We start from the raw sequence: 14,499 nt of genomic DNA on the forward strand, positions 1-14,499 counted from the left end.
CATGACTCCTAGCGGGCACGTAATGCATGCACGCTGAAGAGTTTCTGCTCGTCTGTCCAGACCTTGATTGCGTCGTAGCCCGCTTCGTTCGCGAGCTTGTGGAAGCTTTCAATCCGGTATTTGTGCGAGCTTTCCGTGTGGATCGTTTCGGCTTCACGGAAGCGGAACCTATGTGTTCCGACGGTTACTTCCTGATCGCGCAGGCTCACCAGGTGCATTTCGATCCGCTCAAGCTCCTCGTTCCATCGCGCCTCGTGACGGAAGGAAGAGAGATCGAATGTGCCGCCGAGCTCCCGGTTGATCCTGCGGAGAAGATTGAGGTTGAAGGCTGCGGTGACCCCTGCCGCGTCGTTGTAGGCGGCCCGCAGTACGTCGAGGTCTTTCACCAGATCAACACCGATGATCATCACGGCGCCACGTCCCATAAGCTCGCGGGTGACCTTGAGAAAGCCGACTGCCTCCATGCGCGTAAAGTTGCCGATGGTCGACCCGGGGAAGAAACCGAGGGTGGCTTCATGTTCTGCCTCAGGAATGTCCGGGAGGGTGAAAGGCTGAGTGTAATCCGCACAGACCGGTGCAATGGTCAGGTCGGGAAAGCTCTTTGCGAGATCTTGCGAAGCAGCAATCATGTATTCCCGGGATATTTCCACCGGCATATAGGCAGCGGGACGCTCAAGAGCCCGCAGCAAGAGACGGATTTTAGTGCCTGCGCCAGAGCCGAATTCGATCAGCCTTGCCTTCGGCCCGGCAAGCGCCGCAATGTCTCGCGCGTGATGTTCGAGGATAAGGCGTTCTGTGCGCGTTGGATAATATTCCGGTACATCGCAAATCTCATCGAAGATCTGCGACCCGCGCTCATCATAGAGAAACTTGCAGGGCAGGGTCTTTTGCTGTTCCGAAAGGCCGCCGATCACGTCCGCGCGAAACTCGTCGAGGGACGGTTCCAGATTCTGAAGTTCCTCCAGACGGCTCTCTCTGCTCTTGCTCATTTATCCTCCGCTAGCCGGAAGCCGCTGAACTGCCATCGGGCAGCGGGTCCGAAGAAGTTTCTGTAAGTCAGGCGTTCATGGCCGGGTGGCGTCGCGCAGGAGCGGCCCCTGAGAACCATCTGATTGACCATGAACTTTCCGTTGTATTCACCGACGGCGCCTTTCGCCGCGCGAAAGCCGGGATAGGGCAGATAGCCGCTCCCGGTCCATTCCCACACGTCCTGAACAAAACCGGGTGCAAGCGGCTGCGGATGCGGATTTAGCGCTGGCATCTGGCTGTTTGCATGAGGCTGGGCCCGCGCCGTGACTTCCCACTCCGCTTCGCTCGGAAGACGTTTGCCCGCCCAGGCGGCATAGGCAGCCGCTTCATAGAAGCTGACATGCGTAACAGGCTCATCCTCGCGCACCGGGCGGCGGCCATTGAGGGTGTAGGTCATCCACAAGGCGCCCTCGCGATCCCAATAGGCAGGCGCTTCCCAGCCCTCGCGCTGCACGGTATCCCAGCCATCCGAGAGCCAGAACTCGGCTCGCCGGTAGCCGCCATCCGCGATGAAGTCGAGATATTCGCCAATGCTGACGGGTCGGTTCGCGATTCTTGCGTCATGAAGAAAGACGCTATGTTCCGGCCCTTCATTGTCGAATGCGAAGCCTTCGCCTGCATGGCCTATCGTATAGAGGCCGGCGGCAATGTCGTGCCAACGAAGTTTGGGCGCGGAATCGTTTGCCGCCGGGTTCTGCTCTCGCGTTCTGTAGACCGGCCTGATCGGGTTTAGCGAGAACGCATGCTTGATGTCCGTGACAAGCAGTTCCTGATGTTGCTGTTCGTGGTTGAGGCCAAGCTCGACCAGCGCCAGCACATCATCGGGGCAGTTATCGATAAAATGAGTCATGGCTTCGTCTACGTGGGCTCGGTAGTGACCGATCTGGCCAACATCCGGTCGCGTAACCATGCCGCGCCGAGGGCGAGGATGCCGCTCGCCCACCGCTTCGTAATATGAGTTGAAGAGGTAGTTATAGGTTTCGTCGAAAACCTCATACCCCTCATTGTGAGGCTGCAAAAGAAAGGTCTCGAAGAACCACGTCGTGTGGGCGCGATGCCATTTGGTAGGGCTGGCATCCGGCATTGACTGTATGGTTTGATCTTCCGCGCTTAGCGGTGCGGAAAGGGCGTCAGTTTGGCTGCGGACACGAAGATAGTGTTCCTTCAGCCGGGCCCGGTTCCCACTTTCTTCCTGCGAAAGCGTGTTCGGGGATGTGAAACCGCTCTCGCGAGTGAGAGATTCCGGCATGAGTTGGCCTCTTCATGTTTTGTCCGTCCCGACTCAAACTCATGCAAACATGTAGAGTTCCGAGCTTCAACCTTACAGGGGCAAATAGGGCCGCAAATGCAGTCTCCTGACAGTTTTCGGTACGGCCCAAAAGAAAATGGCCGGACATGAAGCCCGGCCATTCAGATTTCTTAATGGAAAGAGGCGCTTACGCTAGCGTGAGGTTTGCTGCCGAGGTCTTTCCTTTTTCTGTCACAAGTTCGTAATTAATATTCTGACCTTCGTTGAGCGTGCTCATGCCCGCCCGCTCGACGGCACTGATGTGCACGAAGACATCGCGGCCACCGTCCGACGGCTGAATAAAGCCGTAGCCCTTTTGGGTGTTGAACCACTTCACTACGCCTGTAGCCATTTCAAGTTCTCCTGACGCACTTGCATGCGAGCTTGACCGCGCGACCGTCGCACGGCGTCGTACAACCTGAGTTTTGGGAGTCTTGAAAGGCCCTGAGGGCAACGCAGCCAAGGCAGGCCAAAAGGTAGATTGCCACTCCACACAACACGATGGTTTTGGGCGAGTCAACGGATTTCCCGGCGGCAAAAAAGGCGGTCGGTTCGATTCAACCGCGTGCGCGCAGCTTGTCGTGAACGGCGTCGAGGGCACGGTCGATTGCGTCTTTGGCGTTTGCCGTCAGGCCACCGCGTTCATATTGACGTTTCACAAGTTCTTCGAGGCGGGCGACCATGACATCTATGCTTTCGCCTTCCTGCTTGGTTGCGAAGCCGGGCGCGGGAATTCGGTCTGCTTCACCGTATTTGTTGAGCCAGTCCTCGAGCCGGCGAGCGGTGTGCAGTACTTCGTAGAATTGCCGCCCGGTCTCATCTTCCTTGTTAAAGAGAGAAATGGCCGCGGCGCCGAGGGAGACGGGGCTCAGAAGAATATCCTTGAGGCCGTCGAGTACGAGCTTGCCGTGAAAGACAGCCACGTCGCGAAGCAGAACCCAGCGTGTTACCGCAGGTTCGTTTTTCAGGATCGGCCCGCTGGAAAATTCGTCATGATCAGCGGTCATGGTTCAGCCCTGCTTGCCGCAGGCCCTACTTCTCGATGTTCTTGCGGACGAAGGTCACCGCATAAAAAAGTTCGCCTTCGAAGAGATCCTTGGGGGCGCCCATGCCTTCGATCATCTGGAACTTGCGCTGGACGATCTGGCCTTCCATCCGGTAGCCCTTCTCGCTCATGTTCCGGCGATGGAACTCCATCGCGGCGGGGGTGAAATCCCGGGCGAGAACGGTGATGCGTTCGGGCAGTTCGGTTGCTGTGGTCTCGTCGGCCATCTTGTCTCTAAGCTCTTCAGTCCATGAGGGGGCCGGCTTCCCGGCGATTGCGGGCAGTATGGGGCGGAGGCCATGGCTTGTCGATAGCTTCGGCCAGGCTCTTCAGAGAAGAGGGGAGGCCGGCCCCGAGAAGGTGCTTGCAAGCAGCGTCAATCCGAAGAGAAGGATTATTGCGCCCCCTGCCGCCATCAGCATCCATTCAAGGCGGACAGCCCAGCGACTCTCGGTTCGACGGGCGACGCGCAGGGCCAGATTCTTTGAAAAAACGGTCAGGATGGCCAGTGCCGAGACGGTAATCGCCGTGCCGAACGACATGACCAGAGCAGATGCGGCCCCGATCAGGAAAGCTCCCTGCGTGACTGCAAAGAGAAGCACGAGGATTGCACCGCTACAGGGGCGGAGCCCGACGGACAGGATCATCGCGGCCATTTCCCTGCCCCCTCTTGCCCTTCGCATTTCTGCGGGTGTTGGCATATGGGCGTGATCGTGATGATGGTGACCGTTCTCATGCTCGTGTGCATGATCGTGATGTACGGAGCCGCCGGGGCGGCGGCGCAGCGCACGCCAAAGAAGCCAGATGCCGACGCATGAAATAAGCACGTAGCTCGCACGTTCAATGATGGGGACAGCACTTGCCGTGGTGCGATGCGTGAGGCCCAAGGCGACTGCGAGGAGCCCAACGACAAGGATCGCCGTCACGGCCTGCATCAGGGCGGATAGAAAGGCGATCAGGATTCCACGGCGTACATCTTTTTCGTCGGCCAGGAGATATGAGGTCACGATGATCTTGCCGTGGCCGGGGCCGGCGGCGTGGAAGATGCCGTAGAGGAAGGATAAAGAGGCGAGGGTCCATGCGGCCGCTGCCGAACCGTTCAGGTTCACGGAGCGCAGGGCACCTGCCATGGCGCGGTAGTATTCTTGCTGTGTGGCCATCACCTCTCGCAGGAAGCCGGAAAAGAGGCCGGGCGCTTGCGCCGGTGCACTGCCGCCGGGCAGAGGAAGCGCGCTCTGTGCCCATGCCGTAGATGCGAATATGAAAAGCCCCGCGACTGCGAAGAGTATCGTGACCGTTCTCTGTCTCATGATTTCCCGGACTTGCAGGTAAGCACGACCGTTGACGCAAAGTTGGCGCCAAGGCTGCTGTTCGGATCGGTGAAGGCGCTTTCGGGAAGGTTGGTCCAGACCTGCTCGACCTCCGGGACGTTGACTGCAGCCGCGCAGCCTTCATGGGAGCCGTCTGCCAGCGAGACCGGGGCATCGGGCAGGTAGTCGATGCTGATGTAGTAGGATGGATCAAAAATGCGGACGCTCACCGGGGCTTCGGGAGGCGCCGCGCGTGCTTCCTTCAACGGTAGTGAAAAAGCGAGCGACAGCCGCCCTGTCTCATCGTCCCAGGTTGAAACCCCGTCGGCAGCCTTGCCGGTTTCGATGGTGGTTCCTTGGGACGTCACTTCGGTGAAGTAATTCCATTCGGCGAGATTCTTCAGGTTTTCTTCCGCCAAGGCGGAAAGAAATTTCTCGTCATAGCTGCTGCCGGACCTGGTGGCTCCATCGACCGCGAAGGCGGAGTAGAACTCGTCGAAAATCCAAGTGATCCGAAGGGATTCGAGGCGGCCCTGATCGTCGAAGTGGAAGGCCGTCTTCATATCGATATAGACATGCGGATGCGCGGAAGCGGGAGGCGCAAGCGGGTTGGCAATAGCCAGCAGGACGAAAAAAGGGAAAAGTCGCGCGAACCAACTTTGCATGGATGCTTTCGAAACCTGCCCAAAAGACCGGCCGGGTGTGACCCCGGCCGGTAAGTTCAATAGCCCTCAAGTGCAGCGTAGCGTTCGCGGTGGAAGTTGCTGTCGCCGAAACTTGCCGCAGCAACACGGGCACGCTTCATGTAGAGACCGACGTCGAACTGATCGGTCATCCCCATGCCGCCATGCATCTGCAGGCCTTCATTGGTCATCAAGGTCGAAATTTCGGATAGGCGCGCCTTGGCCAGGCTTGCAATTTGTGGAACTTCGTTCCGGCGTTCCTCCAGAGCGGAAAGTGCATCGAGGACGACAGAGCGGCAAAGTTCGATTTCCGCGAAAAGAACCGCCATTCGGTGCTGCAAGGCCTGAAAGGAACCGATGACCTTGCCAAACTGCTTGCGCTCCTTGAGGTAGGCGAGAGTGACGTCGAAGGTCTGTTGCACGAGGCCGAGCATCTCCGCGGAAAGACCGATCCGCGCAATGTCGAGCACCTGATCCAGCACATCGTTGCCACCATCGATGGATCCGAGTACAGCGGAGCCAGGGACGGTAACATTGTCAAACTCGATATTGGCGGCGTTGCGGCTGTCCACCATCAGTGTGCGCGTGATTTTTACGCCATCCGCATTCGGGTCGACCAGAAAGAGGGTTATGCCCGAGCGGTCGGTGCTGTCGCCTGAGGTGCGGGCGACTACGATGAGCTGATCGGCGATATGGCCGTCCAGCACGAAGGTTTTCGAGCCAGTGATGCGATAGGAACTGCCGCTGACGACGGCCTGAGTGGCAATTTTCGTCGGATTGTGGTGGGGCCCCTCTTCCAGTGCCAGAGCCATGAGGCGGTCACCTGCGGCAATTGCGGAGAGGATATCCTGACGTTGTGTCGCATTGCCGGCAAGCTGGACAGCGGAGCCCCCCAGCAGGACAGTCGAGACAAGGGGACTTGCGGCGAGTGTGCGGCCGGCCTGTTCGAGCACGAGGCCGAGGCCTACGGGGCCGAAATCCGTGCCGCCATATTTTTCGGAGATCATGATGCCGGCAAAGCCGAGATCGGCCATCTCCTTCCATGCGTCGCGGTCGAAGCCCACCGCATCACGCGAGTCGCGAAGTTTGCGCAGATTGGCGATGGGCAGGCGCTCCTGGAAGAACTGTGTTGCCGTATCGCGGAGAAGCTGTTGCTCCTCGGTAAGTACAAGTGCCATTTCGTCCCGGGATTCTTCTGTTGTTTCAATATAGCGTCGGACGCTGCGCATTCCTGCGGGGGAGCGTCATTCAATTCATGGAGCTCTAGTCGGGCAGGCCGAGGACTCGCTTCGAGACGACGTTGAGCTGAACCTCGCTCGTGCCGCCTTCGATGGAGTTGCCTTTCGAGCGTAGCCAGGAGCGGGTGACGGTGATTTCACCATCGTTGAAACCGTCGCCCTCCCAGCCGAGTGCCTGCGTACCCATCAGTTCGAGCAGGAGTTCGTAGCGGCGCTTGTTCAGCTCTGTGCCGTAATATTTGAAGATAGAGCTTGCAGCGCCGGGGCCCTGGCCCGCCTTTGCCTCTTCGGCGGAGCGCATCATGGTCAGCGCGAAAGCCTTGGAGTCCATCTTCTGCCGCGTGATGTGGTCGCGAAGCGACGGGCTTGCGATCTTGCCATCCGTCTCGCCGAAATAGTCTTTTGCAACCTGCTCAAGGCTGCCGATGCCGCCGCCCGCGCCGACGCCGCCCAGCCCCATACCGGAGATCATTTCGCGCTCGTGTTGCAGCAGGCGCTTCGCGATAGTCCATCCCTTGTTGAGTTCTCCGACCAGATTCTCTTTCGGTACCTTCACATCGGTGAAGAATGTTTCGCAAAAGGGCGAAGCACCGGAGATCATCGATATCGGTCGGGCCTCAACACCCGGCGACATCATGTCGAAGAGCAGGAAACTGATACCGTCGTGCTTTGTCGCCGGATCGGTGCGAACGAGACAGAAAATCCAGTCGGCCTTGTCGGCATAGGAGGTCCAGATTTTCTGGCCATTCACGAGGTAGTGGTCGCCCTTATCCTCGCATTTGGTCTGTAGGCCCGCGAGGTCGGAGCCCGCACCCGGCTCGGAGTAGCCCTGACACCAGCGGATTTCACCGCGAACGATCTTGGGCAGGTGTTCCTTCTTCTGTTCTTCGTTGGCGAATTCGAGAAGGGCCGGCCCAAGCATCCAGATGCCGAAGCTCGAAAGTGCCGGGCGCGCCTTGATGCGGCGCAGCTCCTGCTGAAGAACACGGCTCTCTTCCTTGCTAAGGCCGCCGCCGCCGTATTCTTTTGGCCATGTCGGCGCGGTCCAGCCGCGCGAGGCCATGCGGTCGAGCCAGAGCTTTGCATCCGGGTTCGGGTATGTGGCGTTCCTGCCCCCCCAGACCGTCTCCTCTTCGGGCATCGGTGTGCGCATGGATGGAGGGCAATTCTCCTCCAGCCACGTTCTGGTCTCCTGACGGAACTGGTCGAGCGCTTCCATCTGTTTTCTCTTTTGGTTCAATTGGTTTCGTTGGCTGACAGAATATCAGCCGACCCCGCCGTGGCAACCTGCCCGGGGGAAGAATCGAAAGGCAAAAAGGGCCAGTTTTTGCCGGCCCTTTCCCCCTTCTCGGTCTGGTCGGCGATCAGGCCGCCCCAAGTGTCTGCTTGGCAAACTCGGTGACGCCCTTGTAGTCGGCCTTGCCGTTTGGCGCCCGGAAGGGGACGGTTCCGATCACGATGCGCTTCGGCGTCTTGTAACCAGCGAGCTTGTCACGGACATGGGCGCGCAAGGCTTCCTCGTCGAAGCTCGCGCCGTTGTTGAGCTTGACGACGCCCGTGACGGCTTGTCCCCACTTTTCGTCCGGCAGGCCGATGACGAGTGCGTCCTCGACCGAGGGATGGGTTTTCAGGATTTCTTCGACTTCTTCGGGGTAAACCTTCTCGCCTGCCGTGTTGATGCAGACGGAGCCGCGGCCCAGCAGCGTCAGGGTGCCATCCGGTTCGACCGTGCACCAGTCGCCGGGGATCGAATAGCGCTCGCCGCGCACCGTCTTGAAGGTTTTGGCGCTTTTTTCGGGGTCTTTGTAGTAGCCCACCGGGATAGGTGCGCCGAGGGCAATGAAGCCCGGCTTGCCCGATCCCGGCACCACCGGCTCGTCGTTTTCATCGAAGACCTTGCAGCGTTCGCCGATCTGGAATTTCGCCGTGGCGATTTCCCCGTCTTTCGTCATCAGCGAGGAGCCAAGGCCGACCGCCTCCGATGCGCCGAAGCTGTCGGTCATGATCGCCTCCGGCATGTGCTTGAGCAGCCCGCGCTTCACTTCCGTGGACCACATCACGCCCGACGAGATGATCGTCGCGATGGAGGAAAGGTCGTATTTTCCGGGTGTTTCTTCCAGGGCGCGCAGCATCGGCTTTGCGAAGGCATCGCCCACGATCGCCACCTGCTGCACCTTGTTGCGGTCGACCGCCGCCCAAAGCTCATGCGGCTCCAGTGACTGGTTGTCGAGTGTCACGACGCAGCCGCCCGACATCATGTTGCCGAGTGCGGTCAGGAGTCCCGTGCCGTGCATCAGCGGGCAGGCGGGGATCATGGGACCGGCGGGCCCGGTTTCCTTGATTGCCTCGATCAGCGCGGGTAGCGATTCCGGCACCGGTCCGAGGCGGCGCAGCGCGGAAAGCTGCACTTCGCGCAGATCGTCGTGCCGCCACATCACGCCTTTCGGCATGCCCGTCGTACCGCCCGTGTAGATGAAGAGCTGGTCGTCGGGCGAGCGCTCGATATCGAGTTTCTCGCCATTTTCCGTCGTCGCGAGATCCTCGTAACGCTCGGCGAAGGAAGCGATTTCACCGCCGTCGTTCACCTCGACAAAGGTCTGGACCTTTGTGAGACGAGGGCGGATTTCCTCGATGATTTCGCGGAACTCGCTGCCATAGACCACGGTCTGCGCATCCGAATTGTCGAAGATGTAGAACACTTCGTCCGGCTTGTAGCGGTAGTTGACGTTTACATGCGTCAGGCGCGCCTTGAAGCAGGCAGCAAGAAGCTCGCCATATTCAGGCCGGTTGCGCATGTAGAAGGCGACCTTGTCGCCCGGCTTTGCACCACGCTCGATCAGCGCGCGGCCAAGATTGTTCGAGCGCTTCGTCATTTCGCCCCAGGTGATGCGCCGTTCGCCATGAATGAAGGCGGGCGCGTCCTGCGGCAGGACGGGTGAGATTGCGTCGAGGATATCCCCGAAATTCCAAGCCATTGGTGTCCTCCCAGAAACCGGTTTTGTCGGACCCGGCCGCATTCATGGCGGCAGGTGCCAATTCTTTTGCCAACAATATACAGCGAATTGCGGAGCGGTCATCCGCGTTGCCGAGAATCGCGCTGACGTTACGTCGTCTCAGCAGGGAAGGGCAGGCATTCCGCCCATGCTGGCCACGAGGCAGCCGGAGGCGCTGCCGGGTGCGCCCGATTTCAGCAACCTTTGAAGGGTTTCGAGAAAGACGCCGTCGACGCGTACAGCGGTGTTCGGGTTCATGCGGCCGTTATAGGGACGGCCTGAAATATGGGTAATCGCGTTCACTTCGGTCGAGTTCACGGCGATCAGGTAGTCCGTGCCGTTTTCCTTCAGGACAAGGGGGCCGCCGGACCAGCCCGGCATCATGTCGCAATCATGATTGAAGACACGGGCGTCGAAGCGGTTGAGGTCCGAACCGGTTTTCGCGACGGGCCCGCACCGCTCCGAGACCTGAAGGGGACCGCGCTCGCCATTATGGCCGACGAGCAGGAAATGCGCGGGGTTGCGGCGTTTCAGCTCCGCTTCCCTGGCATCCAGGGCGCGGGGAACGAGGCGGGAGAGGTGGCCCGGCAGGCGACGGTCGAGCACGCCAACGGCCCAGTCATTGTGCCAGTTTCCTTCCGGGTTCAGCGTACCGGTTTCGAGGAAGGCGATGGGCGCGGAAAGCGAAGCATCGGCACCGGGCCAGAATTCGCAGGCTTCCAGCCGTTGTCCGTTGGAGCCCAGAAAAGCGTGCGCCACGGTCGCAATGACATCCCTGCCGGGGACCGTGCCGGGGAGGGTGACGAGGGCGGCGGTGGGACGGCGCGTCGTGCCTTCGCAGACGATGGTGCCGATGCCGGAAAGCCCGTCTTCAGGGGCGATGTCGCGACGGTCGTCGGTCCCGAAAATGTTGGCGGCAGAAGGGGTTGGCACAAGGAGAAGGATCGCCGGCAGGAGGAGCCGCGCTGCCAGCGCCCGATAACCCGTCGTGCCGCCCAGTCCAAACATGCTGGAGACCCCGCAAGCGAAACCGCCGACGAGATTTCAGACTAGCATGTGTGCGGCTGCCTCACGAACAAGAGGTCGTGATCGATCAGGCTGTGGAAAGGGCGGGTTTCCGCCGTTTTTTCATCCAGGCTGCAATGCGCAGCGCGAGGCTCGTGAAGCCGAGAGCGGCGGTGAGCGCGAAAATCCACTTCGGCTCGGGCGGCGCGTCGCTTGCGAGGCGGCCAAGATAGGAATTCATGAAGATCGCCCAGACATAGTAGAGGCCCGCGAGGTGGAGGCGGCGCCAGTTCCGCGGCCCCAGCTTCCTCACCGACCAGTCATTGGAGGTGGCGGCCATGGCCGCGATGAAGACATAGGCGAGGCCGCCGCCAAGCAGGGTGACGAGGCCCGGCGTTTCGCCGATCGTTGCGAAAAGCACAATGATTGCAATGAGATGCAGGAAGTGGGCGAGGGCGAAGGAAAGCCCCGTATAGCGCCGGTTGCGCCTCAGCCAGCGTGTCGCCGGCGACGGAAAAAGAGCGGCGAGCGCGCCGGAGGCGAAGACGATGATGAAAGTGAGGAAGGCGACACGCGCCGTGTAGCGCGTGATGTGCTGGAGGACGGCATGCGGCTCGTCGAAGGCGGCGAGGCTGCCAGCCACGATCGCGGCGACCATGGCGAGGACGCCGAAAAACGGCCAGCGGGGATAAGTGCGGGTGACTGTCATCATAACGTCACCAAACCGTCACAAACCGGATTTGCCACCCCTCAGCCCTCCCTGAAACTGTTTTCGTTGCGCGCCCGAAATTTTCATACAGGATGTATGAATCAGTACCCCAGACCGAGAAAACATACAAGCAGTATGAAAAAGTCCTTGTCCCGCACCGCCCCCGCCAAGAAGCCGTCCCGCAACCGGGAGAAGCTGATCGAGACGGCCCGCCGCCTCTTCGCCGAGCGGGGCTTTGGCGAGGTTGGCACGGAGGAGATCGTCCGCGAGGCGGGGGTGACGCGCGGCGCGCTCTATCATCAGTTCGCCGACAAGCGCGATCTCTTCCGCGCGGTGTTCGAAAAGATGCTGATGGAGATGGGGCAGGAGATTTTCGAGGAGACGATGAAGCGGATCGAGCATGACCGCGAGGACCTGCAGGTCGGCACGCAGGTGATGCTCGATATCTTCAGCCGCGCGGATGCGAAGCGGATCGTGCTGCTGGACGGGCCGGCCGTGCTCGGCTGGGCGGAATGGCGCGACGTGCAGCGGCCCTTCCATCTGGCGCTGATCGGCCATGCGCTCGAGCATCTGGTGGAGGAGGGGCTGATCCCGGAGCAGCCGCTCGAACCACTGGCCGATGTGATCGCGGGGGCGGCGATGCAGGCGGCGCTCGCCATCGCGGAAGCCGACGATGCGGCGGCCGCGCGGGCGACCTATGGCGCGAGCCTGATGCAGCTTCTGTCGCGGCTCGGCGCACCGACGAACGGGTGAGGTGGTGAAGAAGAAAACAAAATCCCACTTTCGTCCGTTTACAGACAAGAAGGTGGCCAAGGTCTTTGAAAATTACTCGCCGCCCATCCGGGCGCGGCTGATGCTGCTCAGGGAGACGATCTTCGACGTTGCGGACAAGACGGAGGGCGTCGGCGAAATCGAGGAAACGCTCAAATGGGGGCAGCCTGCCTATCTCACTTCCGAGACCGGCAGCGGCACGACCATTCGTCTCGACGGGACGGAAGACGGGGCCCACGCGCTCTACGTCCATTGCCAGACGACGCTGATCGGCGATTATCGCGCGCTCTATGACGGCATACTTCGCTTCGGCGGTAACAGGTCGATCTTTTTCGATGCGGGCGACAGACCGCCGAAAGCGGCGCTCGAACACTGCATCCGCATGGCGCTGACCTACAAGCTGAAGGGGAAGGCCGGTTCCTACAGATAAGGGCGTTGAACGCAAGAAGTCAGCCTTCTCAAATGCACTCCGAAAGAGCGCAAGAGATTGTGCATCATGGGACCGCAATCGGATCATTTTGATAGTGGGGACGTCATGCATCCGGAAAATTCAAGGCTCCGGCCAGCGCCGCTAGCGCGGCGAAGAACGCGGCCATTTGCGCCCATTTCATCGAGTTTGTCGTCGCAGTTCGCAGTGGGGCGAGGAGATCCGCCGTGCCGCTGTACGTAAGCGCCACTTCGGGTACCTCGATGCGCGCCGCCTGCCAGCCCGAGTAAGCCGAGGCGAGAGAGAAAACGATCGGAGCGGTAGCGAGCAAAAAGTGCATAACATTACCTCCTGTTTCAAGAACACGAAAAGACTATTCGAGGAACCGAATTTCATATCGAGGAAACGTGGGAAAAGGGCTGACATGGCGGGAACTTGCAGGACGAGCAGGCAAGAAAAAGCTTAAGACGCATTACTATTATTCTCTCGTGCTGAACGCGCCCAGCTTATGCTGTGCGCTGATTTGGGGGACTTCGATGAATGCGAGAATCTGGATTGCTGCAACGTTTGCGATGATCGTCGTCGCAGTGGGCGTTGGATATTTTCTGTTAGCGCCAGATTGGGCGCTCCTAAAACACAGCCCTTCTTGGCGGCATACGTATAGTCAGTGCTTAAAACAGGACTGGGGCATTTATTCGCTAACACAAGATTTGACCAAAATATGCGGCTCCATCGCCACCTCGTCTGTCGGTCGAGACCCCAGCGTTTTCGCGGAAGTGGATGACCATACGCCTCTTCCAAAGGGGCAAGAGCCTGCCGGACCTCAAACCGGCGATCCGATGAAGCGATTTCAAGTGAACAGATCGCGCGATCAGCGAATCAACACGTCGACATCCGCCCCCGTTATTGCTGAGGACGTGATCCAAAGGATCGCCGTTGGGAAAGAAAAACTTCAGGTGGTTGCTGGCTGCCGTAACTGGCAATCCTCTGACCATTGTCAGTCGCTTGTCTGGCAAGGCAAAGAACTTTTGAGCGACAAGTATATTACGCTGATAAGCGGCTATCCGGCATCTGGCGTGCCGGTTCTCGTCAATGCGAGTTCGGATGGCGGTGGAAACTGCTGTGCGCCTACCGCTAATATCATCGACCTCACCACGTCGTCCCCCACCGTCATCAAAATTGTCGATCTGGGTGAAGACCTACGCTTTTCCCAGATATCGCCCACCATCGTGTTGGTGTCCGGCCACAATCTGGTCGAGACAGACAGAAATGGCGATCCGCTGACCTCGAACTATCTTTACTACCGTGACCGCAAGCTGCTCATTGCGGCGCCGTTTGATGGGAAAACAGATTATTCGGAGATGGCAAAAGCGTATCCCTTCCAGTTGCTCGCCGATCCCGTTGCTCGGAAACCTTTGGCTGACATTTTAGGCCAGCGGCTCAAAGAATTCAGAGAACACATTGAAGTTTCTTCACCCGGGGAGCTTTTGCTAAATCGCTATCTCATTGGTGCGGGGTGCAAAGCACATAGCTGCAATGATACAGGCGGGTTCTATGTGGTCGATATTGCCACGGGAGCTGCGACGGCGGTGTGGTTCGACAAAGAGCAGGGCTTGCAATCGGCTGGTCCTGAACCGACCGATTACATCGTCAAGCAAGCGCTGAATGGCTGGCTCCAAGGTTCGGGTTTCAAGAGTATCCAATGAGCTTCGTCCGATCTCGCTCAGAAGGTTCCGGATTCATGATAATTGCACTGATTTCTTCGGCGTCTGAACGTGTCTGCTATGTCGTCTCGATATTCCACAATGATGAGATTGGGGTGAAGTGAGGAGCGACATCCAAGGCTACGGCAAGAGGCGCTGCGAGTGGGTCCCCTGAGTTCACAAACGAAGTGCAACACCAGCTTGGGCTTAAGGTGTTGCGATGGGGCACAAATACAAGCAGTTCACTCTGGAAGACCGGTGCGAGATTGCCCGCCTACGTGGCGAAGGGCGCTCGATC

16 protein-coding genes are annotated in these 14,499 nt (G+C 59.4%); 3 read left to right on the forward strand and 13 right to left on the reverse strand.

The window, feature by feature from the left end:
* Nucleotides 1–8: 8 nt before the first annotated feature.
* The 12 genes from egtD to ABJO61_RS00275 all read right to left on the reverse strand — a co-directional run bounded on the left by egtD (nt 9) and on the right by ABJO61_RS00275 (nt 11,303).
* Nucleotides 9–989 (reverse strand): L-histidine N(alpha)-methyltransferase, encoded by a 981-nt coding sequence (egtD, locus tag ABJO61_RS00220; RefSeq protein ID WP_348323189.1) that lies wholly within the window; start codon nt 987–989, stop codon nt 9–11.
* Nucleotides 986–2,278 carry an ergothioneine biosynthesis protein EgtB gene (gene egtB / locus ABJO61_RS00225; RefSeq protein WP_348323188.1) on the reverse strand — a complete coding sequence of 431 codons (1,293 nt, stop codon included), beginning with the start codon at nt 2,276–2,278 and terminating at the stop codon, nt 986–988. The genes egtD and egtB overlap by 4 nt, the downstream gene beginning before the upstream one ends.
* Before the next feature lie 187 nt (nt 2,279–2,465).
* Nucleotides 2,466–2,669, reverse strand: a complete 204-nt coding sequence (locus tag ABJO61_RS00230; protein ID WP_348323187.1) for a cold-shock protein — start codon at nt 2,667–2,669, stop codon at nt 2,466–2,468.
* A gap of 205 nt (nt 2,670–2,874) precedes the next feature.
* Nucleotides 2,875–3,324: a hypothetical protein gene (locus ABJO61_RS00235; RefSeq protein ID WP_348323186.1), complete on the reverse strand. Its 450-nt coding sequence runs from the start codon at nt 3,322–3,324 to the stop codon at nt 2,875–2,877.
* A 25-nt stretch (nt 3,325–3,349) separates the two neighbouring features.
* A complete protein-coding gene (locus ABJO61_RS00240; protein ID WP_348323185.1) occupies nt 3,350–3,589 on the reverse strand; it encodes an AMP nucleosidase in 240 nt (79 codons plus the stop codon).
* 102 nt (nt 3,590–3,691) lie between these two features.
* The gene (locus ABJO61_RS00245; RefSeq protein ID WP_348323184.1) at nt 3,692–4,672 is read right to left on the reverse strand and encodes a nickel/cobalt transporter; all 981 of its coding nucleotides are present in this window, start codon (nt 4,670–4,672) and stop codon (nt 3,692–3,694) included.
* Nucleotides 4,669–5,337 carry a DUF1007 family protein gene (locus tag ABJO61_RS00250; protein WP_348323183.1) on the reverse strand — a complete coding sequence of 223 codons (669 nt, stop codon included), beginning with the start codon at nt 5,335–5,337 and terminating at the stop codon, nt 4,669–4,671. Before ABJO61_RS00250 ends, ABJO61_RS00245 begins: the two co-directional genes overlap by 4 nt.
* A 56-nt stretch (nt 5,338–5,393) precedes the next feature.
* Nucleotides 5,394–6,533 carry an acyl-CoA dehydrogenase family protein gene (locus tag ABJO61_RS00255; protein WP_348323182.1) on the reverse strand — a complete coding sequence of 380 codons (1,140 nt, stop codon included), beginning with the start codon at nt 6,531–6,533 and terminating at the stop codon, nt 5,394–5,396.
* An 85-nt stretch (nt 6,534–6,618) separates the two neighbouring features.
* Entirely contained in the window at nt 6,619–7,812 is a 1,194-nt protein-coding gene (locus ABJO61_RS00260; protein ID WP_348323181.1) for an acyl-CoA dehydrogenase family protein, read from the reverse strand.
* A 145-nt stretch (nt 7,813–7,957) separates the two neighbouring features.
* Nucleotides 7,958–9,568, reverse strand: a complete 1,611-nt coding sequence (locus ABJO61_RS00265) for an acyl-CoA synthetase (RefSeq protein ID WP_348323180.1) — start codon at nt 9,566–9,568, stop codon at nt 7,958–7,960.
* A 138-nt stretch (nt 9,569–9,706) separates the two neighbouring features.
* The gene (locus ABJO61_RS00270; RefSeq protein ID WP_348323179.1) at nt 9,707–10,594 is read right to left on the reverse strand and encodes a hypothetical protein; all 888 of its coding nucleotides are present in this window, start codon (nt 10,592–10,594) and stop codon (nt 9,707–9,709) included.
* Nucleotides 10,595–10,679: 85 nt separating this feature from the next.
* Nucleotides 10,680–11,303: a hypothetical protein gene (locus ABJO61_RS00275; protein WP_348323178.1), complete on the reverse strand. Its 624-nt coding sequence runs from the start codon at nt 11,301–11,303 to the stop codon at nt 10,680–10,682.
* A gap of 132 nt (nt 11,304–11,435) precedes the next feature.
* On the opposite strand from ABJO61_RS00275, the gene ABJO61_RS00280 reads away from it, so the two are divergent.
* Together ABJO61_RS00280 and ABJO61_RS00285 are read left to right on the forward strand one after the other, a co-directional pair.
* Nucleotides 11,436–12,053 carry a TetR/AcrR family transcriptional regulator gene (locus tag ABJO61_RS00280; RefSeq protein ID WP_348330871.1) on the forward strand — a complete coding sequence of 206 codons (618 nt, stop codon included), beginning with the start codon at nt 11,436–11,438 and terminating at the stop codon, nt 12,051–12,053.
* A 4-nt stretch (nt 12,054–12,057) separates the two neighbouring features.
* On the forward strand, nt 12,058–12,501 hold the full coding sequence (locus tag ABJO61_RS00285) for a DUF1801 domain-containing protein (RefSeq protein ID WP_348323176.1): 444 nt from the start codon (nt 12,058–12,060) through the stop codon (nt 12,499–12,501).
* Nucleotides 12,502–12,604: 103 nt separating this feature from the next.
* Here the strand turns inward: ABJO61_RS00285 and ABJO61_RS00290 are convergent, their stop codons facing one another.
* Complete coding sequence (locus tag ABJO61_RS00290; protein WP_348323175.1) at nt 12,605–12,838, reverse strand: hypothetical protein; 234 nt, start codon at nt 12,836–12,838, stop codon at nt 12,605–12,607.
* A 196-nt stretch (nt 12,839–13,034) separates the two neighbouring features.
* Here ABJO61_RS00290 and ABJO61_RS00295 point away from each other — a divergent pair, with 196 nt between their 5' ends.
* Nucleotides 13,035–14,204: a hypothetical protein gene (locus ABJO61_RS00295; protein ID WP_348323174.1), complete on the forward strand. Its 1,170-nt coding sequence runs from the start codon at nt 13,035–13,037 to the stop codon at nt 14,202–14,204.
* Nucleotides 14,205–14,499: the final 295 nt, after the last annotated feature.

It is taken from the genome of Parvibaculum sp. (genome assembly GCF_039973015.1).
Lineage (GTDB): Bacteria > Pseudomonadota > Alphaproteobacteria > Parvibaculales > Parvibaculaceae > Parvibaculum.

Bases quoted from the DNA above. Each gene is read 5' to 3' on its own strand.
- egtD (WP_348323189.1), bottom strand. From the start codon at position 989: ATGAGCAAGAGCAGAGAGAGCCGTCTGGAGGAACTTCAGAATCTGGAA.
- egtB (WP_348323188.1), bottom strand. From the start codon at position 2,278: ATGCCGGAATCTCTCACTCGCGAGAGCGGTTTCACATCCCCGAACACG.
- ABJO61_RS00230 (WP_348323187.1), bottom strand. From the start codon at position 2,669: ATGGCTACAGGCGTAGTGAAGTGGTTCAACACCCAAAAGGGCTACGGC.
- ABJO61_RS00235 (WP_348323186.1), bottom strand. From the start codon at position 3,324: ATGACCGCTGATCATGACGAATTTTCCAGCGGGCCGATCCTGAAAAAC.
- ABJO61_RS00240 (WP_348323185.1), bottom strand. From the start codon at position 3,589: ATGGCCGACGAGACCACAGCAACCGAACTGCCCGAACGCATCACCGTT.
- ABJO61_RS00245 (WP_348323184.1), bottom strand. From the start codon at position 4,672: ATGAGACAGAGAACGGTCACGATACTCTTCGCAGTCGCGGGGCTTTTC.
- ABJO61_RS00250 (WP_348323183.1), bottom strand. From the start codon at position 5,337: ATGCAAAGTTGGTTCGCGCGACTTTTCCCTTTTTTCGTCCTGCTGGCT.
- ABJO61_RS00255 (WP_348323182.1), bottom strand. From the start codon at position 6,533: ATGGCACTTGTACTTACCGAGGAGCAACAGCTTCTCCGCGATACGGCA.
- ABJO61_RS00260 (WP_348323181.1), bottom strand. From the start codon at position 7,812: ATGGAAGCGCTCGACCAGTTCCGTCAGGAGACCAGAACGTGGCTGGAG.
- ABJO61_RS00265 (WP_348323180.1), bottom strand. From the start codon at position 9,568: ATGGCTTGGAATTTCGGGGATATCCTCGACGCAATCTCACCCGTCCTG.
- ABJO61_RS00270 (WP_348323179.1), bottom strand. From the start codon at position 10,594: ATGTTTGGACTGGGCGGCACGACGGGTTATCGGGCGCTGGCAGCGCGG.
- ABJO61_RS00275 (WP_348323178.1), bottom strand. From the start codon at position 11,303: ATGATGACAGTCACCCGCACTTATCCCCGCTGGCCGTTTTTCGGCGTC.
- ABJO61_RS00280 (WP_348330871.1), top strand. From the start codon at position 11,436: ATGAAAAAGTCCTTGTCCCGCACCGCCCCCGCCAAGAAGCCGTCCCGC.
- ABJO61_RS00290 (WP_348323175.1), bottom strand. From the start codon at position 12,838: ATGCACTTTTTGCTCGCTACCGCTCCGATCGTTTTCTCTCTCGCCTCG.
- ABJO61_RS00295 (WP_348323174.1), top strand. From the start codon at position 13,035: ATGAATGCGAGAATCTGGATTGCTGCAACGTTTGCGATGATCGTCGTC.